This is a genomic window from Nocardia amikacinitolerans (assembly GCF_900215415.1).
Lineage (GTDB): Bacteria > Actinomycetota > Actinomycetes > Mycobacteriales > Mycobacteriaceae > Nocardia > Nocardia amikacinitolerans.
This window is the reverse complement of sequence record NZ_OBEG01000002.1, coordinates 1296443-1323119: the sequence shown is the minus strand read 5'-3', so window position 1 is coordinate 1323119 and position 26677 is coordinate 1296443. Positions and strand designations below refer to the sequence as shown.

Annotated in this window: 25 protein-coding genes; 17 read left to right on the top strand and 8 right to left on the bottom strand. The window is 68.7% G+C overall.

The annotated features are described in order from the left end of the window. Positions 1 to 105 precede the first annotated feature (105 nt). The 6 genes from thiO (at position 106) to CRP45_RS14185 (ending at position 5345) form a co-directional block, all read left to right on the top strand. Positions 106 to 1203, top strand: a complete 1098-nt coding sequence (gene thiO / locus CRP45_RS14210; protein ID WP_097245373.1) for a glycine oxidase ThiO — start codon at positions 106 to 108, stop codon at positions 1201 to 1203. Further along, on the top strand, positions 1200 to 1418 hold the full coding sequence (gene thiS / locus CRP45_RS14205; protein ID WP_097245372.1) for a sulfur carrier protein ThiS: 219 nt from the start codon (positions 1200 to 1202) through the stop codon (positions 1416 to 1418). Before thiO ends, thiS begins: the two co-directional genes overlap by 4 nt. Then, positions 1411 to 2169, top strand: a complete 759-nt coding sequence (thiG, locus tag CRP45_RS14200) for a thiazole synthase (protein WP_067791642.1) — start codon at positions 1411 to 1413, stop codon at positions 2167 to 2169. Before thiS ends, thiG begins: the two co-directional genes overlap by 8 nt. 96 nt (positions 2170 to 2265) lie before the next feature. Next, on the top strand, positions 2266 to 3210 hold the full coding sequence (locus CRP45_RS14195; RefSeq protein WP_067791704.1) for an ABC transporter ATP-binding protein: 945 nt from the start codon (positions 2266 to 2268) through the stop codon (positions 3208 to 3210). Further along, complete coding sequence (locus CRP45_RS14190; RefSeq protein ID WP_097245371.1) at positions 3210 to 4010, top strand: ABC transporter permease; 801 nt, start codon at positions 3210 to 3212, stop codon at positions 4008 to 4010. Before CRP45_RS14195 ends, CRP45_RS14190 begins: the two co-directional genes overlap by 1 nt. 567 nt (positions 4011 to 4577) lie before the next feature. Further along, positions 4578 to 5345, top strand: a complete 768-nt coding sequence (locus CRP45_RS14185) for an adenylate/guanylate cyclase domain-containing protein (RefSeq protein WP_067791706.1) — start codon at positions 4578 to 4580, stop codon at positions 5343 to 5345. 83 nt (positions 5346 to 5428) lie between these two features. Here the strand turns inward: CRP45_RS14185 and CRP45_RS33830 are convergent, their stop codons facing one another. Further along, entirely contained in the window at positions 5429 to 5587 is a 159-nt protein-coding gene (locus tag CRP45_RS33830) for a hypothetical protein (protein ID WP_179830861.1), read from the bottom strand. Between the two features lie 165 nt (positions 5588 to 5752). On the opposite strand from CRP45_RS33830, the gene CRP45_RS14180 reads away from it, so the two are divergent. The 8 genes from CRP45_RS14180 to CRP45_RS14145 all read left to right on the top strand — a co-directional run bounded on the left by CRP45_RS14180 (position 5753) and on the right by CRP45_RS14145 (position 15867). Continuing rightward, positions 5753 to 7468, top strand: a complete 1716-nt coding sequence (locus CRP45_RS14180) for an acyclic terpene utilization AtuA family protein (RefSeq protein WP_097245370.1) — start codon at positions 5753 to 5755, stop codon at positions 7466 to 7468. After that, positions 7465 to 8622: an acyl-CoA dehydrogenase family protein gene (locus tag CRP45_RS14175; RefSeq protein ID WP_097245369.1), complete on the top strand. Its 1158-nt coding sequence runs from the start codon at positions 7465 to 7467 to the stop codon at positions 8620 to 8622. Before CRP45_RS14180 ends, CRP45_RS14175 begins: the two co-directional genes overlap by 4 nt. After that, a complete protein-coding gene (locus tag CRP45_RS14170; RefSeq protein ID WP_097245368.1) occupies positions 8619 to 10217 on the top strand; it encodes an acyl-CoA carboxylase subunit beta in 1599 nt (532 codons plus the stop codon). Before CRP45_RS14175 ends, CRP45_RS14170 begins: the two co-directional genes overlap by 4 nt. An 8-nt stretch (positions 10218 to 10225) precedes the next feature. Then, entirely contained in the window at positions 10226 to 12343 is a 2118-nt protein-coding gene (locus CRP45_RS14165) for an ATP-binding protein (RefSeq protein ID WP_097245367.1), read from the top strand. 4 nt (positions 12344 to 12347) lie between these two features. Next, complete coding sequence (locus tag CRP45_RS14160; RefSeq protein WP_097245366.1) at positions 12348 to 13508, top strand: acyl-CoA dehydrogenase family protein; 1161 nt, start codon at positions 12348 to 12350, stop codon at positions 13506 to 13508. 72 nt (positions 13509 to 13580) lie between these two features. Beyond that, positions 13581 to 14363: an enoyl-CoA hydratase family protein gene (locus CRP45_RS14155; RefSeq protein WP_097245365.1), complete on the top strand. Its 783-nt coding sequence runs from the start codon at positions 13581 to 13583 to the stop codon at positions 14361 to 14363. Between the two features lie 4 nt (positions 14364 to 14367). Continuing rightward, a complete protein-coding gene (locus tag CRP45_RS14150) occupies positions 14368 to 14982 on the top strand; it encodes a TetR/AcrR family transcriptional regulator (protein WP_067791658.1) in 615 nt (204 codons plus the stop codon). A 102-nt stretch (positions 14983 to 15084) separates the two neighbouring features. After that, positions 15085 to 15867: an SDR family oxidoreductase gene (locus tag CRP45_RS14145; RefSeq protein ID WP_097245364.1), complete on the top strand. Its 783-nt coding sequence runs from the start codon at positions 15085 to 15087 to the stop codon at positions 15865 to 15867. A 169-nt stretch (positions 15868 to 16036) separates the two neighbouring features. On the opposite strand, the gene CRP45_RS14140 is transcribed toward CRP45_RS14145, so the two are convergent. From CRP45_RS14140 to CRP45_RS14115, 6 genes are all read right to left on the bottom strand, one after another. Beyond that, the gene (locus CRP45_RS14140) at positions 16037 to 16666 is read right to left on the bottom strand and encodes a class I SAM-dependent methyltransferase (protein WP_097245363.1); all 630 of its coding nucleotides are present in this window, start codon (positions 16664 to 16666) and stop codon (positions 16037 to 16039) included. Positions 16667 to 16908: 242 nt separating this feature from the next. Then, positions 16909 to 17952, bottom strand: a complete 1044-nt coding sequence (locus tag CRP45_RS14135) for a ferredoxin--NADP reductase (protein ID WP_097245362.1) — start codon at positions 17950 to 17952, stop codon at positions 16909 to 16911. Between the two features lie 8 nt (positions 17953 to 17960). After that, positions 17961 to 18809 (bottom strand): SDR family NAD(P)-dependent oxidoreductase, encoded by an 849-nt coding sequence (locus tag CRP45_RS14130; RefSeq protein ID WP_097245361.1) that lies wholly within the window; start codon positions 18807 to 18809, stop codon positions 17961 to 17963. A 10-nt stretch (positions 18810 to 18819) separates the two neighbouring features. Then, on the bottom strand, positions 18820 to 20385 hold the full coding sequence (locus CRP45_RS14125) for a flavin-containing monooxygenase (RefSeq protein WP_097245360.1): 1566 nt from the start codon (positions 20383 to 20385) through the stop codon (positions 18820 to 18822). Positions 20386 to 20404: 19 nt separating this feature from the next. Further along, positions 20405 to 21397 carry an AurF N-oxygenase family protein gene (locus CRP45_RS14120; RefSeq protein ID WP_067791669.1) on the bottom strand — a complete coding sequence of 331 codons (993 nt, stop codon included), beginning with the start codon at positions 21395 to 21397 and terminating at the stop codon, positions 20405 to 20407. Further along, a complete protein-coding gene (locus CRP45_RS14115) occupies positions 21394 to 22350 on the bottom strand; it encodes a diiron oxygenase (protein ID WP_097245359.1) in 957 nt (318 codons plus the stop codon). The genes CRP45_RS14120 and CRP45_RS14115 overlap by 4 nt, the downstream gene beginning before the upstream one ends. 135 nt (positions 22351 to 22485) lie before the next feature. Between CRP45_RS14115 and CRP45_RS14110 the strand changes: the two genes are divergently transcribed. Together CRP45_RS14110 and CRP45_RS14105 are read left to right on the top strand one after the other, a co-directional pair. Beyond that, a complete protein-coding gene (locus CRP45_RS14110) occupies positions 22486 to 22812 on the top strand; it encodes a DUF4873 domain-containing protein (RefSeq protein WP_097245358.1) in 327 nt (108 codons plus the stop codon). Between the two features lie 24 nt (positions 22813 to 22836). After that, on the top strand, positions 22837 to 23559 hold the full coding sequence (locus CRP45_RS14105; RefSeq protein ID WP_067791676.1) for a TetR/AcrR family transcriptional regulator: 723 nt from the start codon (positions 22837 to 22839) through the stop codon (positions 23557 to 23559). 386 nt (positions 23560 to 23945) lie between these two features. Here CRP45_RS14105 and thiD read toward each other — a convergent pair whose 3' ends face one another. Next, positions 23946 to 24788, bottom strand: a complete 843-nt coding sequence (thiD, locus tag CRP45_RS14100; protein ID WP_097245357.1) for a bifunctional hydroxymethylpyrimidine kinase/phosphomethylpyrimidine kinase — start codon at positions 24786 to 24788, stop codon at positions 23946 to 23948. Between the two features lie 156 nt (positions 24789 to 24944). Here thiD and CRP45_RS14095 point away from each other — a divergent pair, with 156 nt between their 5' ends. Next, positions 24945 to 26093, top strand: coding sequence for a GTP-binding protein (locus CRP45_RS14095; protein ID WP_097245356.1), 1149 nt, complete (start codon positions 24945 to 24947; stop codon positions 26091 to 26093). Positions 26094 to 26677: the final 584 nt, after the last annotated feature.

Sequence of the window (26677 nt, the reverse complement as noted above, 5' to 3'; positions counted from 1 at the left end):
CGCGCTACCGTGGGGATGCGAACAGGACGCGGACCGAGCACGGTTGCCGCGGTGCGCCGACACGGCGCGCGCGTCCCGCGCGGATGAGAATTGTAGGTGGAAAGAATGCGGACTCTCGCCGTCGTCGGTGGCGGCGCCATCGGGCTGGCGGTGGCGTGGCGGGCCGCCGAGGCGGGATGGCAGGTCACGCTGTTCGATCCCGCGGTGGGATCGGGTGCCTCGTGGGTAGCCGGGGGGATGCTCGCTCCGCTGTCGGAGGGCTGGCCCGGTGAGGATCGCGTTCTGGAATTCGGCGCCGCCGCGCTGGCCCGCTGGCCGGAGTTCGCGGCCCGGCTGGAGTCCGCCTCCGGAGCAGAGGTCTTCGTCGCCGACGAGACCTTGACCGTCGCGCTGGACGGCGCCGACGCCGCCGATCTGCGCACCGTCGCCGATTGGGTCGGCGGACACGGTCACGAACTGCGCGTGCTCGACCGCGCGGGCGTCCGCGAACTGGAACCGGCACTCGCTCGCACCGTGCGCGCGGGTTTGCTGGCGGCGGCCGAACCCGCCATCGACAACCGGCGGCTGCTCGACGGCCTGCGGCACGCTGTGGCCGTCGCGGGCGTCGAACTGCGCGCCGAGGAGGTCACCGACCTCGACGCGCTCGCCTTCGATCAGATCGTGCTCGCCGCGGGCGCCGCCTCGGCGCGGCTGTGGCCCGGACTTCCGGTGCGGCCCGTCAAGGGGGAGATCCTGCGCCTGCGCCACCGGCCGGGCGCTGCGCCCGCGCCGCGGCGGGTGATCCGGGCCAGGGTGCACGGCAGGCCGGTGTATCTGGTCCCGCGCCGGGACGGAATCGTCGTCGGCGCAACGCAATACGAGGCGGGATTCGACACAGCGGTGACCGTGGCCGGCGTCCGCGACCTGATCGCCGACGCCGAGGCCGTGCTGCCCGGCATCGGCGAATACGAACTTGCCGAGGCCGCCGCGGGTTCCAGGCCGGGCAGCCCCGACAATCTGCCGCTGATCGGCAGACTCACCGACCGGGTGATCGCCGCCACCGGGCACGGCCGCAACGGCATGCTCACCGTGCCGCTGACCGTCGACGCGGTACTCAGCCTGTTGTCCGGAGCAGTGCTGCCGGAAGCGGAAGCCGCCGACCCGCAACGCTTTTCGACGACGCCGGAAGCGCCGTCCCTATCCACCGCAGGAGGAGTTCGATGACCGCGACATCCGTTCCCATCGGCGTCACAGTGAACGGGCAGGATCACGAATTCGCCGAACCGCTCACCGTCCGTGAGCTTTTGGCCCGCCTCGACCTGCCGTGCCAGGGCGTCGCGCTCGCGGTGGATGGCGCGGTGTTCCCGAAGTCGCGCTGGAACGAGCCGGTCGGCCGCGGCTGGAGCATCGAGGTCCTGACGGCGGTTCAAGGTGGGTAACGCTCCGCTCCGCATCGCCGACCGCGAGTTCGGTTCCCGGCTCATCATGGGCACCGGCGGCGCCGAAAGCCTCGCCGTGCTCGAGGAGGCGCTGGTCGCCTCCGGCACCGAGCTGACCACCGTCGCCATGCGCAGGGTGGACGCCGCGGGCGGGACCGGTGTGCTCGACCTGCTCAAGCGCCTTGACATCGCGCCGCTGCCCAATACGGCGGGCTGCCGCACCGCCGCCGAGGCCGTGCTCACCGCGCAGCTGGCCGCCGAGGCGCTCGACACCAACTGGGTGAAGCTCGAGGTCGTCGCCGACGAGCGGACGCTGCTGCCCGATCCGATCGAATTGCTCAGCGCCGCCGAGCAATTGGTGGACGCCGGCTTCGTCGTGCTGCCCTACACCTCCGACGACCCGGTGTTGGCCCGGCGCCTGGAGGACGCCGGCTGTGCCGCCGTCATGCCGCTCGGCGCCCCGATCGGCACCGGTCTCGGCATCGGCAACCCGCACAACATCGAGATGATCGTGGCCGCCGCTGGCGTCCCGGTGATCCTGGACGCGGGCATCGGCACCGCGAGCGACGCCGCCCTGGCCATGGAGCTCGGCTGCTCCGCGGTGCTGCTCGCCACCGCCGTCACCCGCGCGCGGCACCCCGAGCTGATGGCCGCCGCGATGGCCGACGCCGTCCGCGCGGGGTACCTGGCCAGGCAGGCGGGCCGCATCCCCAAGCGCTTCTGGGCGCAGGCGTCCTCCCCGGAGCTCTGACAACCGCGACTCAGGGGCCGACTCATCCGCAAGGATGACGCGATTGACCCCTTTGTAGTGACGCGCGAGGCGCGGTTTTGCGGAATGCTGGACGGCATGATCGAACTGAGGGGCCTGACCAAACATTACGGCCAGACCGCCGCGGTTCAGGATCTGTCCTTCACCGTGCGACCCGGACAGGTGACGGGCTTCCTGGGACCGAACGGTGCGGGCAAGTCCACGACGATGCGGATGATCCTGGGCCTCGACAAGCCGACCGCGGGTACCGCGCTCATCAAGGGCAAGCCGTACCACGACCTGGACCATCCGCTGCGGACCGTCGGCGCGCTGCTGGACGCCAAGTGGGTGCATCCGAACCGTTCGGCGCGCTCGCACCTGCAATGGCTCGCGGCGTCCAACGGTATCGCCAAGTCACGGGTGGACGAGGTGCTGCGGCTGGTTGGACTCTCCGAGGTCGCAGGCAAGAACGCGGGCGGTTTCTCGCTCGGCATGTCGCAGCGGCTCGGCCTGGCGGGCGCGCTGCTCGGCGATCCCGAGGTGCTGCTGTTCGACGAGCCGGTGAACGGCCTCGACCCGGAGGGCATCCTGTGGATCCGCCGGTTCATGCAGCGGCTTGCGGCCGAGGGGCGCACGGTACTGGTCTCCAGCCACCTGCTCTCCGAGATGGCGCAGACGGCCGAGCACCTGGTGGTGATCGGGCGCGGTCAGTTGATCGCCGACACCACCACGCGGGAGTTCATCGAGCGCGCCTCCGAGCAGTCGGTGCGGGTGCGCAGCCCGCAGCTGGACCAGCTGCGCAGCCTGCTCACCTCCAACGGCATGACCGTCCGTGAGGACGGCGCGGGTTCGGACGGACCCGCACTGTTGGTGGCGGGCGTTCCGAGCGACGCGGTCGGCAAGCTGGCAGGCGCGAACGACATCACGCTGTTCGAGCTCTCGCCGCAGCGGGCCTCGCTGGAGGAGGCGTTCATGCGGATGACGGGCGGTTCGGTGCAGTACCACGGCGAAGGTTTCGATCAGGTGATGGGAGGTGCGCTCTGATGGGCGTGTTGGCAGCGGAACGAATCAAACTCACCTCGACCAGGTCGCCCTGGTGGTGCGCGGCCCTGACGGTGGTCTTCGCCCTCGGCATCACCGCGCTGTTCAGCCTGCTGCTGAACGTGTCGATGAACGCCTACCAAGACGATCCGACGATCGCGCCGGAACCGCCGTACGCGGAGAACGTGATGGCGGGCCTCGGCATCACCGGCGTCTCGTTCATCCCCGGCTTCGGCTACATCCTGATCATGATCCTGGCCGCGTTGGCGGTGACAAGCGAATATCGCTTCGGCACCATCAAGGCCACCTTCCTCGCTGCGCCGCACCGTTCCACGGTGCTGGTCACCAAGGCGAGCATGATCGCGGTCGGCGCCGCGGTGCTCTCCGCGATCCTGACCTTCCTCAGCTTCCTCATCCTGAAGGCGCTGACCGACAGCGATGTCGGCAGCAAGCTCAGCCTGACCGACGGCGACCTGAAGGTCTTCTACGCGGTCCCGATCTTCGCCGCGCTTGTCGTGTTCCTTTCGGTGGGTGTCGGCGCCCTGGTCCGCCAGTCGGCGGGCGCGCTGTCGCTGCTGATCGTCTGGCCGGTGCTGATCGAGCCGATCATCGGCGCGTTCGGCAAGTACGGCCGCAACATCCAGGTGTTCCTCCCCTTCCAGAACGCGAACCGCTTCCTCGGTCTCGAGGACACCGGGTTGCCGTGGCACTGGGGCGCCTGGCCCGCGTTGCTCTACTTCGCGGCCTTCGTCGCCATCGTGTTCGGCGCGGCCCTGGTCGTGGTGAACAAGCGCGACGCCTGAGACAACCGAAGACTGCCCGAGCTGCCCTCCCTCGCCGCTCGGGCTCGGGGGACGCGACCTTGTCGGGAGGTCCGCGAACCCGGTAGCACTGCCCGCCACTGCCCGGCGGACTGTGCGGGCCACCGGCCCGGCGCCCGAAGCAATCCCCCTTCGGCGCCGGGCCGGTGGTGCTTGTGTACCGGGCTCGGTCGTGCGATGGAGCGGTCCGGTCGGCTTTTCGTGTGCCCGCCGTCACTGCCGAAATGCTGATACCGGCAGTAGCATTAACTTGGATTCGGCAACCATCTCGCTATCGGTCGGCAAACTAGTCGGGATGGTCGCTCCGTCCGATCGGGAGGCGGCGGGAGGTGTCGGGTGGCGATCTCGAGTAGGCAGCAGAGCGCCGCATGGCTGAGATACGCTCGGGGCGTGAGTGATACACCTTCCGGCGGTGCCGAGCGAGGGTCGCGGCCGGAGGACAACGGCGGTGTCGAACCCGAGGTCGTGATTCCGCTGGTGCCCGCCGAGGAGGCGGGTGGCGCCCGGCGTTCGGGGCCGGGTCTTCGCAAGGCGCAGATCTCCGCGCTGATGAACGCGGCGAACCAGCGGCCGGACCTGATCGGGGTGCTGCGCAAAGCGCGCGAACAACTTCCCGGCGATCCGTCCTTCGGCGATCCGCTGTCGGTCAGCGGGCCAGGCGGCGCCCGCGCGGTCGCGCGGGCCGCCGACAAGCTGGTCGGCGACACCCCGAGCGCGGCGCGCGAGATCGGCTTCGGCGCGCTTCAGGTCTGGCAGGCCATGCTGGAGCGGGTCGGCCGCGGCAAAGGTAGCGAAGAAATAACTGTCATGTTCACCGACCTGGTGGCCTTCTCCAGCTGGTCACTCACGGCGGGCGACGAGGCGACCCTCGAACTGCTCCGCGAGGTCGCCAAGGCCATCGAACCGCCGATCGCCGAACGCGGCGGCCGGGTGGTGAAGCGCATGGGCGACGGCCTCATGGCCGTGTTCCCCTCCGCCGACCGTGCCGTGCGCGCCGCGATCCAAGCCAAGCGCAACCTCGCCGACATCGATTTGCGCGGCTATCGCCCACGGATGCGCATGGGCCTGCACACCGGCTCACCCCGCGAGATCGGCGGCGACTGGCTCGGCGTCGACGTCACCATCGCCGCGCGCGTCATGGAGGCGGGCGGCAACGGCAACACCATGATCTCCGAGGCCACCCTCCAGTCCCTGGAGCCCGAAACACTCGCCGAACTCGGCTTGACCGTCAAGCCCTACCGACGCAGCTTCTTCGCGGCCCCCCTCAGCGGCGTCCCCGAAGACCTCCGCATCTATCGCCTCTCCCGAAACGGTTAGGACCTTCCCGCGCACCTTTCACACGCTTCGCATAGGCGGTGCCTATGTGAACCGTGTGCACGGTTTGTGGCAGCGGTGGACACTCAGATGAAGCCCCAGGCGATGGCGCCGCCCGCGGCCAGGACGGCGCAGACCGCGAGGGAGATGGCGAGCGGGCGGGAGGTCTTCCAGGTGGAGTACGCGCCGCCGAGGAGGAAGCCGGAGAGGGCGAGGAGCAGGATCACGGTGACGTCGGTGGACATGGGTTCATTGTGCTGGGTTGGCGGGGTGCGCCGGTTCGCAGCCCCCGAGCGTGGGCCGCTGACCTGCTCCAACTATTAACAAGCACGCGAGCTTGATTTTTTCGCGGGTGGATGTGATGCTGAATTCCGGAACGCGAACTCCACCGCAAGGGAGGCCTCCGGCTGATGAGTAAGTTGGCCGCCGATCCGGATGTCATCCGCATCGGCAACTGTTCCGGGTTCTATGGTGATCGGCTCAGCGCCATGCGCGAGATGCTCGAAGGCGGGCAGCTCGACGTGCTCACCGGCGACTATCTCGCCGAGCTCACCATGTTGATCCTGGGCAGGGACCGGATGAAGGACCCGAGCCTCGGCTACGCCAAGACCTTCGTCAAGCAGATCGAGGACTGCCTCGGGCTCGCGCTGGAGCGCAACGTGCAGATCGTCGCCAACGCGGGCGGTCTGAACCCGGCCGGGCTGGCCGAGAAGCTGCGCAAGGTGGCCGCCGATCTCGGGCTGGACGCGAAGATCGCGCACGTCGAGGGTGACGATCTGCTCTCGCGCGCAAGCGAACTCGGCCTCGGCAGCCCGCTCACGGCGAACGCCTACCTCGGCGCGTGGGGCATCGTCGAATGCCTGAACGCGGGCGCCGATATCGTCGTCACCGGCCGGGTCACCGACGCTTCGGTGATCGTCGGCCCGGCCGCCGCGCACTTCGGTTGGGGCCGAACGGATTACGACGCGCTCGCGGGAGCGGTCGTCGCGGGTCACGTCATCGAGTGCAGCACCCAGGCGACCGGCGGCAACTACGCCTTCTTCACCGAGCTCGCCGATCTCGGCAGGCCCGGCTTCCCGATCGCCGAGATCCGCCGCGACGGCAGCAGCGTGATCACCAAGCACGAGGGTACCGGCGGCGCAGTCACGGTCGACACGGTCGAGGCGCAGTTGATGTACGAGATCCAGGGCGCGCGCTACGCGGGCCCTGACGTCACGACGCGGCTCGACACCATCCGGCTGACCCAGGAAGCCCCCGACCGCGTGCTGATCACCGGCGTCGTGGGCGAGGCGCCGCCGCCGCAGCTCAAGGTCTCGCTGAACACCCTCGGCGGCTTCCGCAACGAGATGGAATTCATCCTCACCGGCCTGGACATCGAGGCGAAAGCCGCACTGGCGCAACGTCAGCTGGAATCCTGGCTGCCCGTGCGCCCGGCCGAGCTGGAGTGGACCCTTGCCCGGCTGGACCGGCCGGACGCCGACACCGAGGAGCAGGCCAGCGCGCTGCTGCGCTGCGTGGTCCGCGATCCGGACCCGAACAAGGTCGGCCGCGCGTTCTCCAGCGTCGCGGTGGAACTGGCCCTGGCCAGCTACCCGGGGTGCAGCTTCACCGCCGTGCCTGGCAACGGCTCGCCGTACGGCGTGTACACCCCTGGCTTCGTGGACGCCACCGAGGTGCCGCACACCGCCGTGCTTGCGGATGGGTCGCGCATCGAGATTGCACCCGCAGCGGAAACAAAAGCACTGGAAGATGTTTCGGTACCTGATCTGCCGGAGCCTCTGCCCGCCAGCGAGACTCGCCGCGCGCCACTCGGTGCTGTCGCATTGGCCCGCAGTGGTGACAAGGGCGGTGACGCGAACATCGGCGTCTGGGTGCGCACCGACGAGCAGTGGCGCTGGCTGGTGCACACGCTCACCGTTGACCGCATCAAGGAACTGCTGCCGGAGGCCGCGCCGCTCACCGTCACCAGGCATGTGCTGCCGAACCTGCGCGCCGTGAACTTCATCATCTCCGGCCTGCTCGGCAAAGGCGTGGCCTACCAGGCCCGCTTCGACCCGCAGGCCAAGGGGCTCGGCGAATGGCTGCGCTCCCGTCACCTCGATATCCCCGTGGAGCTGCTCTCATGACCGTAGTCAGTCCGTGGAACACGCCGGAGCGGCGCGAATTGCGCGCCACCGTGCGCGGTTTCGTCGAGCGCGAGATCCTGCCGTACCTCGACCAGTGGGAGCGTGACGGCGAGATCCCGCGCGAGCTGCACAAGAAGGCGGGCGCTCTCGGCCTGCTCGGCGTCCAATTCCCCGAATCCGCGGGCGGTTCCGGCGGTGACGGTGTCGACGCCATGATCGTCTGCGAGGAGATACACCAGGCGGGCGCCTCCGGCGGCCTGTTCGCCTCGCTGTTCACCTGCGGCATCTCGGTGCCGCACATCATCGCCTCCGGCAACGAGGACCTGATCGAGCGCTTCGCCCGCCCGACCCTGGCCGGTGAGAAGATCGGCTCGCTGGCCATCACCGAGCCGGGCGGCGGCTCCGACGTCGGCCACCTCACCACCACCGCGCGCCGCGACGGCGACCACTACATCGTCAACGGCGCGAAGACCTACATCACCTCCGGTGTCCGCGCCGACTTCGTGGTCACCGCCGTGCGGACCGGCGGCGCCGGCTCGGGCGGTATCTCGCTGCTGGTGGTGGAGAAGGGCACGCCCGGTTTCACTGTCAGCCGCAAGCTGGACAAGATGGGCTGGCGCGCCTCCGACACCGCGGAACTGTCCTACGTGGACGTGCGGGTGCCGGTGGAAAACCTGGTGGGCCCGGAGAATTCCGGCTTCTATCAGATCGCGGGCGCGTTCGTCAGCGAGCGGGTCGGCCTCGCGGTGCAGGCGTATTCGCAGGCGCAGCGCTGCCTGGAGCTGACCCTCGAGTGGGTGCGCAACCGCGAGACCTTCGGCCGCCCGTTGATCAGCAGGCAGGCCGTGCAGAACACGGTGACCGAGATGGCGCGACGCATCGACGTCGCCCGCGTCTACACCCGAGATGTGGTGCAGCGCAGCGCCAATGGCGAAACCGACCTGATCGCCGAGGTGTGCTTCGCCAAGAACACCGCCGTCGAGGCGGGCGAGTGGGTGGCCAACCAGGCCGTTCAGCTCTTCGGCGGGCTCGGCTATATGAGCGAGTCCGAGGTGGAGCGCCAGTACCGTGACATCCGCATTCTGGGCATCGGCGGTGGCACCACCGAGATCCTGACCGCACTCGCCGCCAAACGATTGGGGTACCAGTCATGACGACTCTGCGCAGCACTCTCGACAGCGGCTCGGCGGAGTACGCCGCCGCCGCCGAGGCGATGAACACCAAGCTCGCCGAGATCGGCGCCGAGTTCGCCAAGAACGTCGCGGGCGGCGGCCCGGACAAGATGGCGCGGCACCGCAAGCGCGGCAAGCTGACCGCGCGCGAACGCATCGAACTGCTCATCGACGAGGACTCGCCGTTCCTCGAGCTGTGCCCGCTCGCCGCGTGGGGCAGCGACTTCCACGTGGGCGGCAGCGTCATCGCGGGCATCGGCATCGTCGAGGGCGTCGAATGCATGATCGTCGCACCGGATCCCACGGTCCGCGGCGGCACCTCCAACCCGTGGACGTTGCGCAAGAACCTGCGCATGAACGACATCGCGATGGAGAACCGGCTGCCGGTGATCGGACTCGTGGAGTCGGGCGGCGCCGACTTGCCAACGCAGAAAGAGGTTTTCGTCCCCGGCGGCCGGATGTTCCGCGACCTGACGAAGCTCTCCGCGATGGGCATCCCGACCATCGCGCTGGTGTTCGGCAACTCCACGGCGGGCGGCGCGTACGTCCCCGGCATGTCCGACTACACCGTGATGATCAAGGAGCGCTCCAAGGTGTTCCTCGGCGGTCCGCCGCTGGTGAAGATGGCCACGGGCGAGGAGTCCGACGACGAATCCCTCGGCGGTGCCGAAATGCACGCTCGGACTTCCGGTCTCGCGGACTACCTGGCCGTCGACGAGCAGGACGCGATCCGCATCGGCCGCTCCATCGTCAAGCGCCTGAACTGGAAGAAGCAGGGTCCCGCGCCGCGCGCGGAAGTGATCGAGCCGCTGTTCGACCAAGAGGAACTGCTCGGCATCGTCCCGTCGGATCTGAAGATTCCGTTCGACCCGCGCGAGGTGATCGCGCGCGTCGTGGACGGCTCCGATTTCGACGAGTTCAAGCCGCTGTACGGCAGCAGCCTGGTCACCGGTTGGGCCGAGCTGCACGGCTATCCGGTCGGCATCCTTGCCAACGCCCGCGGTGTGCTGTTCTCCGAGGAGGCGCAGAAGGCGGCGCAGTTCATCCAGCTGGCCAACCAGTCGGACACGCCACTGTTGTTCCTGCACAACACCACCGGCTACATGGTCGGCAAGGAATTCGAGCAGAAGGGCATCATCAAGCACGGCGCGATGATGATCAACGCCGTCTCCAACTCGAAGGTGCCGCACATCTCGCTGCTGATGGGCGCCTCCTACGGCGCGGGCCACTACGGCATGTGCGGACGCGCCTACGATCCGCGCTTCGTCTTCGCTTGGCCCAGTGCGAAATCCGCGGTCATGGGCGGTGCGCAGCTGGCCGGTGTCATCTCGATCGTCGGCCGCGCCGCCGCCGAGGCCAAGGGCATGCCGTTTAACGAGGAGGCCGACGCGGGCATGCGCGCCATGATCGAGGCGCAGATCGAGGCAGAGTCGCTGCCGATGTTCATGTCGGGCAGGCTCTACGACGACGGCGTCATCGACCCCCGCGACACCCGCACGGTATTGGGCATGGCCCTCTCGGCCATCCACAATGCCCCGATCAAGGGCGCCGAGGGCTTCGGCGTCTTCCGGATGTGAGGCCGACCATGACTGCCAGTGATTCGACGAGCCTCGTTGCGGGCGGGACGATTACGACCGTGCTGGTCGCCAACCGCGGCGAGATCGCCCGCCGCGTGTTCGCCACTTGTCGGCGAATGGGACTCGGGACCGTCGCCGTGTACTCCGACGCGGACGCCGCCGCCCCGCACGTCGGCGAGGCCGACGCCGCGGTCCGGCTGCCAGGCAACACGCCCGCCGAGACCTATCTGCGCGGTGAGTTGATCGTCGAAGCCGCGCTGTCGGCCGGTGCCGACGCGATCCACCCGGGCTACGGATTCCTTTCGGAGAACGCCGAATTCGCGCGTGCCGTGCAGGCGGCCGGGCTGGTCTGGATCGGACCGCCGATCGAGGCCATCGAGCAGATGGGCTCGAAGGTCGCGTCCAAGAAGATGATGGACGCCGCGGGCGTGCCGGTGCTCGCCGAACTCGACCCGGCCGAGGTCACCGAGGCGCACCTGCCGGTGCTGATCAAGGCCTCCGCCGGTGGCGGCGGGCGCGGCATGCGGGTGGTGCGCGAACTCGCCGACCTGGAACCGCAGATCGCGGCGGCCCGGCGCGAGGCCGAGTCGGCGTTCGGCGACCCGACCGTGTTCTGTGAGCGCTACCTGGAGACAGGTCGGCACATCGAAGTCCAGGTCATGGCCGATACGCACGGCACGATCTGGTCGGTCGGCGAGCGCGAGTGCTCTATTCAGCGCCGTCACCAGAAGGTCGTCGAGGAGGCGCCGTCGCCGCTGGTCGAGCGCGTCGACGGGATGCGTGCGTCAGGCCCGGAGGTGGTAGCGCAGCGTAGCCACGGAGGGCCCGCGCGCATGGCCGATGGGCAGAGCATGCGTGACCGGTTGTTCGAGGCGGCTAGGCTTGCCGCGAATGCGATCGGTTACACCGGTGCGGGCACCGTCGAGTTCCTCGCCGACGAGCAGGGCGACTTCTTCTTCCTGGAGATGAACACCCGTCTCCAGGTGGAGCATCCGGTCACCGAATGCACTACGGGTCTGGATCTCGTTCGCCTGCAACTGGAGGTGGCCTCCGGCGCGGCGCTGCCCGCCGAACCGCCAGCCATGCGCGGACATTCCATCGAGGTCCGGCTCTACGCCGAGGACCCGGCGCACGACTGGCAGCCGCAGAGCGGCACCGTGCACCGCCTCGACATCCCTTCGGTGACAGCGGAATTCGATCTGCTCGACCGCGCGGGCGTGCGCTTGGATACCGGTGTCGTGGATGGATCGGTGGTTGGCGTGCACTACGACCCGATGCTGTCCAAGGTCATCTCCTACGCCGAGACCCGCACGGAGGCGGCGCGTCTGCTCGCCTCGGCATTGCAGCGGGCCCGCATCCACGGCCTTGTCACCAACCGCGACCTGCTGGTGCGGGTGCTGCGCCACCCGGCCTTCCTGGCGGGCGACACCGACACGGCGTTCTTCGAGACGCATGGAATGGACACGCTCGCAGCGCCTTTGGTGTCCGAGGCGGACGAGGCGCTGTCGATCGTCGCCGCCGCCCTCGCGGACGCCGCGGCCAACCGTGCGACGGCGCGAGTCGGCGGAGGGCTGCCGAGCGGCTGGCGGAACCTGCCCTCGCAGTCGCAGCGCAAGTCCTACGAGAGCCGCACCAGCGGCGTGCACGAGGTCGGCTACCGGTTCACCCGCACCGGCGTACAGGTGGACGGCCACGAGGGCGTCGAGCTTGTCGAACTCGCCCCCGAGCGGGTGGTGCTGAGCGTGCCTGGCGAACGCGGCCCGGTGCGGCGGGTGTTCACCGTCGCGCGCTACGGCGATCTGGTCTGCGTCGACTCGCCGCTCGGTCCGGTGAGCGCGCGCAGGCTGCCGCGGTTCAGCGATCCGGCCGACCAGGTGGCCACCGGCTCGCTGCTCGCGCCCATGCCGGGCAGTGTGATTCGGCTCGGCGCCGAGGTCGGCAGCCGGGTTGACGCGGGTCAGCCGATTCTGTGGCTGGAGGCGATGAAGATGGAACACACCATCGCCGCGCCCACCGCGGGCGTGCTGAGCGCGCTCAATGTCACCGTCGGCCAGCAGGTCGACATCGGCGCCGTCCTTGCCGTCGTGGATCCCGACGACGCGGTCAACGAGAACCAGGAGCAGTAATCAAATGTCCTTCATCGAATCCGACGAGCGCAAGCAGCTGCGGGCCGCGGTGGCCGCGCTCGCCGCCAAGTACACCTACCGCGACTACGTGCTGCCCAAGGCGCGCAAGAACGAGCCGCTCACCGAATTGTGGGACGAGGCAGGCAAACTCGGCTTCCTCGGGGTCAACCTGCCGGAGGAGTACGGCGGCGGTGGCGCCGGCATGTACGAGCTGGCGCTGGTGATGGAGGAGCTGTCCGCGCAGGGCGCCGGCCTGCTGCTGATGGTGGTCTCCCCGGCCATCTGCGGCACCATCATCACCAAGTACGGCACCGACGAGCAGAAGCAGCACTGGCTGCCCAAGCTCGCCGACGGCTCCGGCAAGATGGTCTTCGGCATCACCGAGCCCGACGCCGGGTCCAACTCGCACCAGATCACCACCACCGCCCGCCGCGACGGTGACGACTGGATCCTCAACGGCCGCAAGATCTTCATCTCCGGCGTCGACCAGGCCGAGGCGGTGCTGATCGTGTCGCGCACCGAGGACCACAAGACCGGCAAGCTCAAGCCCGCCCTGTTCATCGTGCCCACCGACGCGCCCGGCTTCACCAAGGTGGCGCAGGAGATGGACATCATCGAGCCGGACCACCAGTACAACCTGTTCCTCGACGACGTCCGCCTGCCGTCCGATGCCTTGGTCGGCAAGGAGGACGCGGCGCTCATGCAGCTGTTCGCCGGCCTCAACCCGGAGCGCATCATGGGCGCCGCGATGGCCGTCGGGCTCGGCCGCTACGCCATCGACCGCGCCGTGGAATACGCCAAGGAGCGCACGGTGTGGAAGACGCCGATCGGTGCGCACCAAGGCATTTCGCATCCGCTGGCGCAGGTGAAGATCGAGCTGGAAATGGCCAAGCTGATGATGCAGAAGGCCGCGACCCTCTACGACGCAGGCGAGGAGATGGGCGCGGCCGAGGCCGCGAACATGGCCAAGTACGCGGCGGCCGAGGCCAGCATCAAGGCGCTGGACCAAGCGATCCAGACGCACGGCGGCGCTGGCCTCACCGCGGACTACGGTCTGGCGGCCATGCTCGCCGCGTCCCGCATCGGCCGGATCGCGCCGGTGAGCCGCGAGATGGTGCTCAACTTCGTCGCCCAGTTCTCGCTCGGTCTGCCGAAGTCCTACTGACACAGCCGATTCCGCCCCGGCCGGACGTTGCCGGGGCGGGATTCCCTGATCGACGAATCCTATGGAGACCCGATGACCGACACTTCCACCGCGCCGCTCGTTCGCTACGAGATCCGCGACGGCTTCGCGGTCCTCACCTTCGACTCACCGCACAACCGCAACGCGCTGTCCTCGCGTCTGGTCACCGAGCTGCTGCGCGGCTTGGACGACGCGGCCGCCGACCCCGCGGTGCGCGGCATCGTGCTCACCCACATCGGCAACACCTTCTGCGCGGGCGCGGATCTCAGCGAGGCCAGCGACGCCGACCCGGCGGTGGCCGCCGACCAGCGCACCCGCGTGATGATCGGCGTGCTGCGCAGGCTGGTGGAGGTGCCCAAGCCGGTGATCGCGCAGATCGACGGCAATGTGCGCGCGGGCGGCATGGGCATCGTCGGGGCCTGCGACCTGGTGGTGGCCGGGCCGGGCAGTTCTTTCGCGCTCACCGAGGTGCGAATCGGGTTGGCGCCGTTCATGATCTCGCTCACCCTGCTGCCGCGGCTGAGCCCGCGCGCCGCGAGCCGCTACTACCTGACCGGCGAGAAGTTCGGCGCCGACGTCGCCACCGAGATCGGGCTGGTCACGGTCACGGCCGAGGACCCGGCGGCCGAGGTCGCGCGGCTGATCGGCGAGCTGTGCAAGGGGTCGCCGCAGGGTCTGGCCGAGGCGAAGCGTCTGGTCAACGCGGACATCCTCGCCGGGTTCGACGCCTCCGCCGAAGAGCTGGCGCGGCGTTCGGCGAGTTTCTTCGGCACGCCGGAGGTGCACGAGGGCATGCTGGCCTTCCTGCAGCGGCGCGCACCGAGCTGGGCAGAATAGCGCCATGGCGACACCCCACGAACCCAAGCAGGACCGCAGCCGAGCGACGAGGCAGCGCCTGCTCGAGGCGACCATCGACTGCCTGGCCGAGATGGGCTGGGCCGCCGCGACGGTCGCCGTGGTCGCCGAGCGGGCGGGGGTGTCGCGCGGTGCGGCCCAGCACCACTTCCCGACCAGGGAAGACCTGATCACGGGCGCGCTGGAGTACATGTTCGACACCCGCATGGACCAGGCGAAAGCCGAGGCGGTGACGATCGCCGGGGTGGCCGAGGGCGTCGGCCGGACCCAGGCCGTCGTCGCGGGTCTCGTCGAGTCCTACACGTCTCCGCTGTTCAAGGCGGCGTTGCAGGTGTGGACGCACGCGGCCGCCGACCCGGTGCTGCGCGAACGCATCGTGCCGCTGGAGGCGAAGTTCGGTCGGATCGCGCACCGAAGGGCCGTCGAGGCGCTCGGTGTAGACGACTCCGATCCCGTCGCCCACCACCTGGTGCAGGCCACGCTCGATCTCGCCCGCGGCCTCGGGCTCGCCGACGTCCTCACCGACGACTCGGCCCGCCGCAAGGAGATCGTCCAGCAGTGGTCGGCGACACTGCATTCGGCGCTCACCGCGCCGCGCTGAAACGCAGTTCGACCTGCGCGTTCGATGCGATGTCACACTCGCGCGTCCGGCGCCGTCCTCTCTGTGAACGCGGAACACCGCAGCGTCGCAGAAGGAGCAGACATGAACGCCAGCAAGAAGATCGCCGTCGCCGGAGCCACCGGACGCCTCGGCCGCCACGTCGTCGACGTGCTGAACGAGCAGGGCCACGAGGTGGTGGCCTTCTCCCGCGCCAACGGCGTTGACATCGAGACCGGCGCGGGCCTCGCCGAGGCGCTGGCGGGCGTCGACGTGGTGATCGACGCTTCCAGCACGCCCTCCGCGGACAAGGACATCGCCACCGAGTTCTTCACCGCGTCCGCGCGCAACTTGCACGAGGCGGGCAGCGAGGCGGGCGTCGAGCGGCTGGTCGTGGTGTCCATCATCGGCATCGACGACTCCGTCGCGGGCTACAACGCGGCGAAGCTGGTGCACGAGCGGGAGCTCGCCAAGGGCCCGCTGCCGGTGCAGGTCCTGCGGGCCGCGCAGTTCCACGAGCTGGTCGAGGTGATGATGATGTGGGGCACCCAGGGCGACGTCGCCTACCTGCCGAACATGCGCACCCAGCTGGTCGCGGCCCGCACCGTGGCCGAGAAGCTCGTCGAGTTGGCCGTGAACCCGGCCCCGGAGACCACCGACGGACCGTTCCCGGAGATCGCCGGACCCCAGCCGGAGACGATGGCGGGCGCGGCCGCACTGCTCGCCGCCCGCCGCGGCGACGCGATCCGCGTCCAAGAAATGAGCGACCCGGCCAACCCGGACCGCGAGCAGTTCGAGAACGGCACCCTGCTCCCCGGCTCGCACGCCACCCTCGCGGGCCCGACCTTCGCCGAGTGGATCGAAGCGACCTACACCGCAGCAAGCTGAACATCCACCGTCGCCGCGCACCGGATCTCGAAAGAGCCGGTGCGCGGCGGCGTTTCAGCGATCAGCCGGGTGGTGCGGTACGCGATCGACCGGGCGGTCCCACAGAGGTTTGGTACTCCTCACACAGGCGGTGCCTATGTGACGCGTACGAACGCTTTGTGGCAGCAGCTCAGCGCAGGCGGCGGATGCGGAGGACCGTGTCTTCCCTGCGGCCCTCCTGGCCCTCGGGGCCGATCCATTCGCGTTCGGCGAGATCCTGGGTTTCGACCCGCCATTCGTCGGGCGGCAGTGCGAGTGCGGCGAGAGTCCCTGGGATCGTGGGGAATTCGAAGAAGGGTGGCTCGATCATCCAGGTCGGCCACCCCGCGTGCGCCACGATCAGCAGCGTGCCGCCCGGGGCGACGGCATCGGCGGCGTGGCGCAGGATCTTGTCGCGCTCACCGTCCCCCGCGACCGGCGAGTGCAGGAACTGTGCCGAAACGAGGTCGTAGGAGCCCTCGGGGAAGGAGTGCGCGAGGTCGTGCCGCGCCCAGGTGATGCGATCGGCGACGCCCGCGGCCGCGGCGTGCTCGGCGCCGCGCGCCAACGCGATGGTCGACACGTCGACGGCGTGCACCCGCCAGCCGCGCTCGGCCAGCCAGAGTGCGTCCCCGCCCTCGCCGCAGCCGAGATCGAGCGCGGTGCCCGGCGCGAGATCGGCGACTTCGCGAACCAGCAACGCGTTCGGTTTGCCGGTCCAGGCCCGCTCGCGCTCGCGGTAGAAGTCTTCCCAGTACTCCTCAGCGGTGGTTTCGGTCATCGAACGCCTCTCCTGACCTGCGTATGCCTCGTGATGGTCGAGCGGGTAACCCGCACAAGGCATGGTGCGCCCAGGCCGCCGCCCCGCGCCAGTTCCGGTGCCGTTTCGGCAAACGATCACCGGCAAGTGATCTTGTGCGGAGTCGGCCCACCATCAGGCCAAGCCATTTCCGTTGGCAGGCGCTCGTGCGGAGAACCACATGAGGAGCAGGCACACCCGCCCCCGCTGTTCCGGCAACGTGATTACTGATCGAAGTCGACGCGCACGTGGTCGGAGACGGGAACGGTTTGGCACGCGAGGGTCAGGCCGAGCGCGAGATCGGCGTCGACCAGCGTCTCGTTGCGCAGCATCCGCACCTCGCCCGCCCGAACCGTGCAGGCGCACGCGCTGCACTCGCCCGCCCGGCAGGAGAACGGCGCGTCGTAGCCGTTGGCGAGCAGCACCTCGAGCAGGGTGCGGTAACGCGGCCACGGCAACTCCAGCGTGCGTCCGTCGAGGGTGATCGTGGCGGTGGCCGCGCCGGATTCGGCGTCCGTGCCCGAGAGTTCTATGTCCGCGAACGGGTCGCCGGTCAGCGATTGGAACTTCTCGTGGTGGATGTGCGACTCCGGCATGCCGATCGCCCGCAGTGCCGCGGTGCACGTCGCCATGAAAGATGCTGGGCCGCAGACGAATGCGTCGTAGCGCGGGTACGGGATCAACAGCTCGCGCAGGGCGGGCACCGTCGGAAGGCCGCGCTCGTCCACCAGCCAGTGCACCACGGTGAACCGATCCGGGAACTCGACCGCCATCTCCTCGAGTTCCGCGCCGAAGATCACCGCGTCCGCGTCGTCGTTGGCGTAGACCAGCAGCACCGTGCCGGTACCAGCGATCAGCGCCGACTTGGCGATGGACATGATCGGCGTGCTGCCGCTGCCCGCCGCGAGCAGGAGCAGGTCGGCGTCGAGCGACTTCGGCACGAACACACCGGACGGCGCGAGTACGCGCAGCCGCATTCCGACGGAAGCGTTGTCGCACAGCCAATTCGACGCGTATCCGCCGGGCATGCGCTTGACCGTCACGATGGCGTCGTCGTCCAGATATGGTGAGCTGGAGAGTGAATAGCAGCGCGCGACCGACCCCGTGCGTTCGCTCGGTACCTCCAGCGTCAGGAATTGCCCTGGGTGGTAACGGAATCGGTGGACCAACGCGTCGGGAATCTCGAAGACCAGCGAGATCGCCGCGTCCGTCTCCTTGATCACCTCCACCACTTCCAGGGTGTGCACGTGGGAATCGGCCTGCGCCATCGCCCCTCCTACAGTTCGATGCCGAGACGGCCTGCTGCCCGCTTGCCCAGCCGGTACAGCGGAACGCCGAGATCCTCGTAGCGCGGCCCGAGCAGCCGCGGCACCAGGTCGAAGCCGCGCGCGTCCGGCCCGATCAGCACCCGCGCCTTGTTCTTGCGCACGCCGCGCAGGATGATCTTTGCCGCGGCTTCCGGGCTGGTCATCGTGATCAGCTCGAAGCCGCGCCGCACCGTTTCCCGATCGACCCCGTCCGAAAGGCCGCGCGCGTTGACGGCGATGTCGGTCGATACGCCGCCGGGATGCACGCAGGTGACCCCGACCGGGTGCCCGGCGATGCGCATCTCCTGCCGCAGCGCCTCGGTGAAGCCGCGTACCGCGAATTTCGCGGCATTGTAGGCACTTTGGGACGGTATGCCCATCAGGCCGAACACCGAGGACACGTTGACGACGTGCCCGTCGCCGGAGGCGATCAGGTCGGGCAGGAAGGCCTTGGTGCCGTGCGCGACGCCCCAGAAGTCGATGTTCATCAACCAGTCGAAATCGTCCCATTCCATGTCGATCACATCGGCGCTGAGCGCGACACCGGCGTTGTTGATCACCAGGTCGACGCCGCCGAACTCGGCGCGCACGGCCTCGGCGTGCGCGTAGACGGCGGCCCGCTGCGCCACGTCCAGTTGGTACGGAACGGCGGTGGCGCCGAGCTTTTCGCAGCGACCCGCGGTGTCGGCGACCGCGCCGGTGTCGATGTCGGACAGCGCCAGACGGCTGCCGTGCCGCGCCAGCTCCAGCGCGAGCGCCCGGCCGATGCCGGAGCCCGCGCCCGTGATGACGGCGACCTTGTTGTCGAAGTGGCGCACGGGATCCCCCTCAGTTGCCTGCGAGCGTGGTCGGAAAGCGCTGGGCGGGCCGGTCTTCCAGCACGACGGTCGGTCGGACCGGCACGCTCGGCGCCGGACCGATGAACTCGTACTCGTCCGGTCGCAGCCGCCTCGTCTGCAACCAGTACTGCCAGGTGAAGCCGGACCACAGCGTCCGGTTGTTGCCGTGCTCGTCCAGGTACCAGCTGCGGCAGCCGCCGGTGTTCCACACCGAATGCGCCAGCCTGCGTTGGAGTTCGGCGTTGTACCGGTCCTGCGCCGGTCGTCGCGGGACAAGCGCTACCGCGCCGCGCGCCCGGACCTGCCGGATCGCGTCGAGCACGTAGTGGATCTGCGACTCGATCATGAAGATGATCGAGTTGTGGCCGAGCCCGGTGTTCGGACCGAGCAGGAAGAAGGCGTTGGGCATGTCGGCGACGGTGATGCCACGATGCGCCTGTACGCCCTCGATGGTCCATCGCGCGGCGAGGTCGACGCCGTCGCGTCCGGTGATCGACAGGTTGGTGAACGAGTCGATGACGTGGAAGCCGGTGCCGTACAGGATCACATCGGCCGGATGCTCGACGCCGTCGGCGGTGACGATGCCCGCGGCGGTGAAGTGGTCGATGCGGTCGGTGACCAGGGTCGTCTTCGGGTCGGCCAGCGCCGGATAGTAGGTGTCCGAGCCGAGCAGGCGTTTGCAGCCCGCCCGATAGTCCGGCGTCACGGCGGCGCGCAGCGCGGGATCGTCGATCTGGCGCGCGATGTGCCGTCGACCGACCCATTCCACCGCTTTCAACAGGTCGGGTCTGCGTGTCATCCCGTAGGCGGCGACCTCCGCGCCCCAGTAGATGCCGTTGCGCAGCGCGAACCGCAGTCCGGGCACCCGCCGCAGCGCGGTGCGGAAACGCTCGGAGAAGACCACGTCGGCGCGCGGCAGCACCCACGGCGCGGTGCGCTGGAACACCGTCAGCGCGCCCACTTCGTCGATGATCTCCGGCACGAACTGGATCGCACTGGCGCCGGTGCCGATCACCGCGACCTTCTTGCCGCGCAGCTCGACATCGTGATCCCACTGAGCGGAATGGAAAGCAGCGCCGCCGAATTCGGTGCGACCGGGGAATTCGGGAATGCTCGGGACATGCAGCGCCCCGATGGCCGAGACGATGAACCGCGCGATGTACTCCCGCCCGTCGGCGCTGAACGCGTGCCAGCGGCGCTCGTCCTCGTCCCAGTAGCCGCGAACCATGTGCTGGCCGAACCGAATTCGCTCGCGTAGCCGGTACTTGGCGACGACTTCCTTCAGGTAGCCGAAGATCTCCGGCTGCCCGGAGAACAGCCGCCGCCAATTCGACCGCGGCTCGAAGGAATACGAGTACAGGTGCGTCGGCACATCGCAGGCGCAGCCCGGATAGGTGTTGTCGCGCCAGGTGCCGCCGATCTCGTCGGCCTTCTCCACGATCAAGTAGTCGCCGAGACCCGCCTTGTCCAGCGCGATTCCCATGCCGAGGCCGGAGAACCCGCTGCCGATGATCAGCACCCTGGTGTGTACCGGGGCCGAGGATTGCGCTGCCATCGCGTCACTTCCGATCGGATCACGCCGCCGCGCGGCGCTCGAGTTCGTCGAGGATGTCCTGCGGCACGCTGCGCGAGAGGCGGTACAGCCGCCGCGTCACGGCGCCGTCGAGCATGCCCACTTCGTGCGCGAAGCGGAGCAGCGGTTCGCCTGCGAAGGTCGCGTTCACCTGGAAGTTCGGCGAGGTGAAGGCCGCGAAGAACCCGACGAGCGGATCGATGCCCACCGAGCGGTACACGCGCGGATTGATCAGCACCGGGTACACACCGAGCACCATCACCGCGAACACCAGCCGGTGGAAGGCGTTGGACACCTTGCCGCGCTCCTCGATGGCGCGCACCAATTCCTCACGGGCGTAGGTGATGTGGCGCGCCTCCTCCAGCACGTGGATCTTCATCAGTTGGCGCACATGGGGTTGCAGGTCCGGATCGTTCATCGCCTCGCGCTGCAACCGGTCCAGGATCTCCTCGATCAACAGGGTGCCCGCGTAGGCCGAAGGGCCGAGCGGGATGAACGTGGCGAGTCGGGTGAGCTTGCGCGCGGTCTTCGGCAGCAGGTACGGCCGCAGCCCGGTGAGGTTCACCAGGCGGCTGAACATGGTGGAATGCCTTGTTTCCTCGCCGATTTCGGCAAGGGCGTAGCGGGTGTGGTCGTCCACCAGCCGCTCGCTCTCCAGCACGGTGCGCAAGAGCATCGTGCTCAGCCCGGCCTCCGCGAAGATGCCGAAGCTGAGCACACTGACCAGCTCGTGCAGGCCGAGCTCGGTGCGCTGCTCAGGGGTGAGCCGCTCCCACAGCGCGGTGCCGTACAGCGATTGCCGGTGTTCGGGTATCCAGTGTTTGCCGGGCTCGATCGGTGCGTCCCAATCGATGTCGAGCTCACCGTCGTAGGCGCGTTCGGCGGAGGAACGCAGCAGCCGCTGAGCGGTCTTCTGTCGATCGCCGACCGTCTTGCGGCGCACCGTCGATGCGCCCGCGGTGGTGACGACGGGTCCGGTGGTCTCGGTGGTCATCGCACCGCTCTCCTGTTCCTGATCGAGCGAACGCCCGGTGTGCCATGCGTTTCGCGGAGGAAGTCACGCACGGTCGCGGTCGCGGCGCGTGCGTTGCGTCGGTAGGCGCCGGTGGTCAGCGCGGCGGCTGCGCCCGCGATGGGGTGGATCCCGACGGCCCGGTACACGGCCGGATGCACGAGCGCCGCATAAGCGACGGCGGCCACGGCGCTCAACGCCCACCGGTGCAGTGCGGCGCGGATCGGACCGCGAGAGTCGATGGCGCGCAACAACTCCGCGCGCGTCGCCTCGACGTGCCGCGCGCTGGAGGCGGCGTGCAGCAAGGCCAGCTGACGCAGGTGCGGCTGGATGTGCGGATCGGTGGTCAGCTCGCGCAACAGCTGCGCCGCCATCTCCTCGATGAGCAGGCGGAAGCCGAGCGCGGTCGGCCCGTCGGGGATCCAGAGGGTCAGCTTGGTCAGCGCGCGCAGCGGCGCGGGCAGCCGATAGGGCGGGAGGCCGGTGGCGTTGATCAGCCTGCTGTACATGGTGGAGTTGCGGCTCTCGTCGTGAACCGCCGCCAGGGTGAACCTGGTGTGATCGTCGACGGGGTCGCGGCTTTCGATGACGTCGCGGAACATCAGCATGGACAGCATCGATTGCGCGTAGATGCCCACGCTGAGCATGCTGACCAGCTCGTGCTTGCCGAGTTCACGCCGCTGCTCGGGGCTCAGCCGCTCCCACAGCCTGCTGCCGTACAGCGAAACACGCTCGGGCGGCAGCCAATTCAGCGCCGGGTCGGGCGGCGCGTCCCAATCGATGTCGAGGTCTGGATCGTAGGCCGCCTCGGCGACGCCGGCGAACAGCAGCCGTCGGGCGGTGCTCTGCCGGTCGCCGATGTGGCGACGACGGCGCACGGCCGCGCCGGACGGCGTGGTGGCAGGCCGAAAGCCATGGTTGTGGCTGGACGTCATTGTCCCCACCAGCTCTCTGTGTGAATGCGGAACTTCTAGTACCCAATACCATCGGTTCCGTGTACATTCACGAGTGTGTCCCACGTCTCACTCGATGTCAACGGTCGAGGTGAGGCGGGGTTTCGAGGAGTCGAGATGAACAGCGACAGTCCGCACGCGCGGTCCGATTACCTGGGCGCGGCAACCCTCGTCGTGCACGGCCGCGAGATTCCGGTGCAGGTCGAGTTGCGCGGCTATCGGGAACCGATCGACGGCGTCTACCGGTGGTTCGGCCGGATCCGTCCGAACGACGATCTCGCGGCCGCGCTCGGTGACGAGCCGCGCACCAAGGTCACCATTCGCACCGAGCACGGCGCCCGCGAGGGCTACGTCGGCGACCCCGATCCGTGGCGGCGGTTCCGGATAACCGGCAAGAGCACGCCACCGTTTCCGGTGCCGACCGAGTTGACCGAGGTGGAGTGAAGAATTGGTACGGTCGGATTCGTGATGCACAGCCGCCGGGAAGTCGACCAGGCGCGGCCCAAGCGGGTCGACGCCCGGACCGAGCGGTGGCGCGCGCACCGGGTGAAGGTGCGCGACGAGTTCGTCGACGCCGCGTTCCGCGCGCTGGACAAGTTCGGTCCGGAAGTCAGCATGGGCGATATCGCCAAGGAGGCGGGCGCCGCGAAGCCGAAGCTGTACCGGCACTTCGAGGACAAGACCGACCTCTACAACGCGATCGTCGACCGGGTGCGCGACATGCTGTGGGAACGGATCATCTCCAGCATCGATCTGAGCAACGACTCGGCGCGCGAACTGGTTCGGCGCGGCGCCGCGGAATACGCGCTGGTGGTCACCGAGCACCCGAACGTCTTCCGCTTCATGCTGCACAGCCACTTCACCCAGCAGGCCGACGAGTCCGAGCGAGCGCTGCAATCGGCTCGGCAGTCGGCGCGGCGGGCCGCCGAGATGTTCGCCGGGCTTGTCGAGGACGAGTCGATCGACGTGGCCAGCATCGAGCTCGTCAACTATTCGATATTCGGCGCGGTCGCCTCGGCCACCGACTGGTGGCTCGGCGCGAACCGTCTCCAGGGCAATGCGATGCCGATCGAGAAGTTCGTGGCCTACATCGCCGAGATCGTCTCGGCGCTCGCCGAGGCGAATGCTCGCCTCAACGGCATCGTCATCAACGCCGATCTACCCCTGCACTCTGCCTTTTCGACGATCTGAGCCTGTTCGACGAGCGACAACTTGAGCGCCTTTCGAACACTTGGCTGTGCATCGGCCTACTGCGCCTTTCGACCAACTGCGCCTTTCGGCCTACTGGGCGTCTCGGCCCCGGCGGTGCCGCCCGAGGGCGGCACGGGGGCGTAAGCCAGCGCTGGACGTGATCCGTCGTCAGCCGCGCATGGCCAGAGCGAAGGCGGAAGTCCGCATGACATGCGCTGCCGGACGAAGTACGTCTAGCCGCGCACGGCCGGTGCGGAGGTACGCCTTGTCGCGTCCACTGCGAACGCCGTTGTTCTCAGCCGAGCCGCGCCGTTGAGGCCGGCCGTGTTCGCGACATCCCCAGTATGGACCTGCCCACCGACAAGTTTCGGCGCCAGGCTCGATGGTCAGGAGTGCAGCCGCCACAGCGGGGAGACCGGGCCGTGGCCTGCGCCGAGATCATAGGAGGCGGCCAGGCAGCGGCGGGTCCATTCCTTGGCGAACTCGACCGCCTCTGGCACCGGATACCCGTGCGCGAGGGCGCACGCGATGGCCGCGGCGAGGGTGTCGCCGCCTCCGTGGTCGTTGCCGGTGGTGATGCGCGGCGCGGGGAACTCGTAGAAGTTCTCGCCGTCGAAGAGGAGGTCGGTGCTCAGCTCGGAGGAGCGCATATGTCCGCCCTTCACGATCGCCCAGCGCGGGCCGAGTGCGTGCAGGGCCTCGGCGGCGCGTCGCGCCTCGGCATCGTCGGTGACCGTGATCCCGGTGATCAGCCTGACCTCGTCGAGGTTGGGCGTCACGATCGTCGCCAGCGGAATCAGCGTGTGGCGCACCGCGTCCAGCGCCTCGGCGTGCAGCAGCGGGTCGCCGTGCATGGAGGCGGCCACGGGGTCGACGACCAGCGGAATCTCGCCGTCACGCCCGATGCCCACTTCCCGGCAGACCTCGGCGACCGCCTCGATGATGGCCGTCGAGGCGAGCATGCCGGTCTTGGCCGCGCCGACGCCGATGTCGCCGACCACCGACCGCACCTGATCGGCGACGATCTGCGGCGGAATCTCGTGGAAGCCGCTCACGCCCACCGAGTTCTGCACCGTCACCGCCGCCACCGCGACGCACGCGTGCACGCCGCACATCGCCATGGTGCGCGAGTCGGCCTGGATTCCGGCGCCGCCGCCGGAGTCGGTGCCTGCGATGGTGAGGACGCGGACCGGGGTCTGCCCGTCGGCGGGAAGGGGGAGCAGTTTCACAGGCCGACCCTAACCGGCGCGGTCGGAAGCAAGTTGGTCGACAGGTGAGCGTGAGTCTCCGTGATGGGTGTCGCCGGGCTGCCGTACGTGTGCGGAGTGTCGGGTCGGCCGAGGCCCGCCGTGCGTCATGTAAATGAAAACCATTACCATTAACTCGTGACCACTTCTCCGCGCTCCGACCTGCTTCCCGTCACCGTGCTGTCCGGCTTCCTCGGGGCGGGCAAGACCACGCTGCTCAACCACATCCTGGCCAACCGTGAGGGCCGCCGGGTCGCGGTCATCGTCAACGACATGAGCGAGGTGAACATCGACGCCGCGCTGGTCGCGGGCCAAGGGCACCTGGACCGCACCGAAGAGAAACTGGTCGAGCTCACCAACGGCTGCATCTGCTGCACGCTGCGCGAGGACCTCATCGAGGCGGTCGGCAGGCTGGCTCGCGAGGGGCGCTTCGACCAGCTGGTCATCGAGTCGACCGGCATCTCGGAGCCGATGCCGGTCGCGGCGACCTTCGACTGGGAGTTCGAGGACGGCTTCCGGCTCGGCGACATCGCCCGGCTGGACACCATGGTGACGGTGGTGGACGCCTCCACCTTCCTCGGCGAGGTGGTGCGCGGCCAGGCGTTGGCGGAACGGAAATTGGAGGCAGGCGAGGGTGACGAGCGCACCATCGCCGATCTGCTTGTCGACCAAGTGGAATTCGCCGACGTGTTGCTGATCAACAAGACCGATCTGGTGAGCGCGAATGCCGCGGGGACGGTGGAAGCCACGGTGCGGCGGCTCAATCCGCGTGCGCGGGTATTGCGCACCTCGCGCGGGGTGGTGGAGCTCGACGAGGTGCTCGATACCGGTCGCTACGACCCGGTGGTGGCATCGGGCGCCGAGGGGTGGGCCGAAGAGCTTGCGGGCGGCCATGTTCCGGAGACCGAGGAGTACGGCATTCGGAGCATCACCTATACCGCTTCGCGCCCATTTCACCCGGGACGGTTGGCAGGGGTGTTGAAAGAGTTGCGACGGGTATTGCGCAGCAAGGGTTTGTGTTGGATTGCCAGTCGTCCGGGTTTGGCGGCTGTTTGGTCGCAGGCCGGGCCGAACTTGAGCTTCGAGCCTGCGGCGTGGTGGTCGTCGTTGGAAGTTCCCGCGGGGCAGGAGATTGTTTTCATCGGGGTGAAGTTGGATGGGGAGCGGGTTCGGGCGTTGCTGGATGGTGCGCTGTTGACCGATGCGGAATATGCGGCTGGGCCTGATATTTGGGCTGAGTTCGATGATCCGTTTCCGGTGTGGGGGGAGTTGCATGAGCACGTGTGAGTTCGGTTGACCACGGTGGTGTTTGGGGCCTGCGGTCAGGTTGTTGGGTTATGTGTTTCCGGGGCCGGACTTGCCAGTTCATGCGCGGTTGTCCCATGGGCTGAACGGTGCGGGTGTCGTTGGTTGCGTTGGGTGACGTGGTTACGGGGGTAGGCCTTGGTAGTTCACGCGCGGTTGTCCACGGGCCGAACGGTGCTGGTGTCGTTGGTTGCGTTGGGCGACGTGGTTCCGGGGGATCGGGCCTGCTCGTTCATGCGCGGTTGGCCCAGGTTTGCCTCGAACGGTGCTGGGCGCGTTGGGTGCCGTACCCGGCTTACCTCCCGCTGTTGGTGAGCGTGGGTGTGGCTTCCGGCATGGTCATCTGGCTGTGGTTGCGTCTAGGGAGGGCAGCGAGCGGGAGTTGGTGGGTGGAGCTGCGGTGTTGGGTTGTCGTCGCGTGCAGGTCGCGTGCAGTTGTGCACAGTGCTCGCACGAGTACTGGCGCTGTGTGGCGTGGGCAGCGGTCGCGAGCTGGTCCGATGCGGCGGCGGTGCGCCCGATGCGGGCGCAGGGGGTGCCCGCGAAAATCGACGGTAGTCAAATGG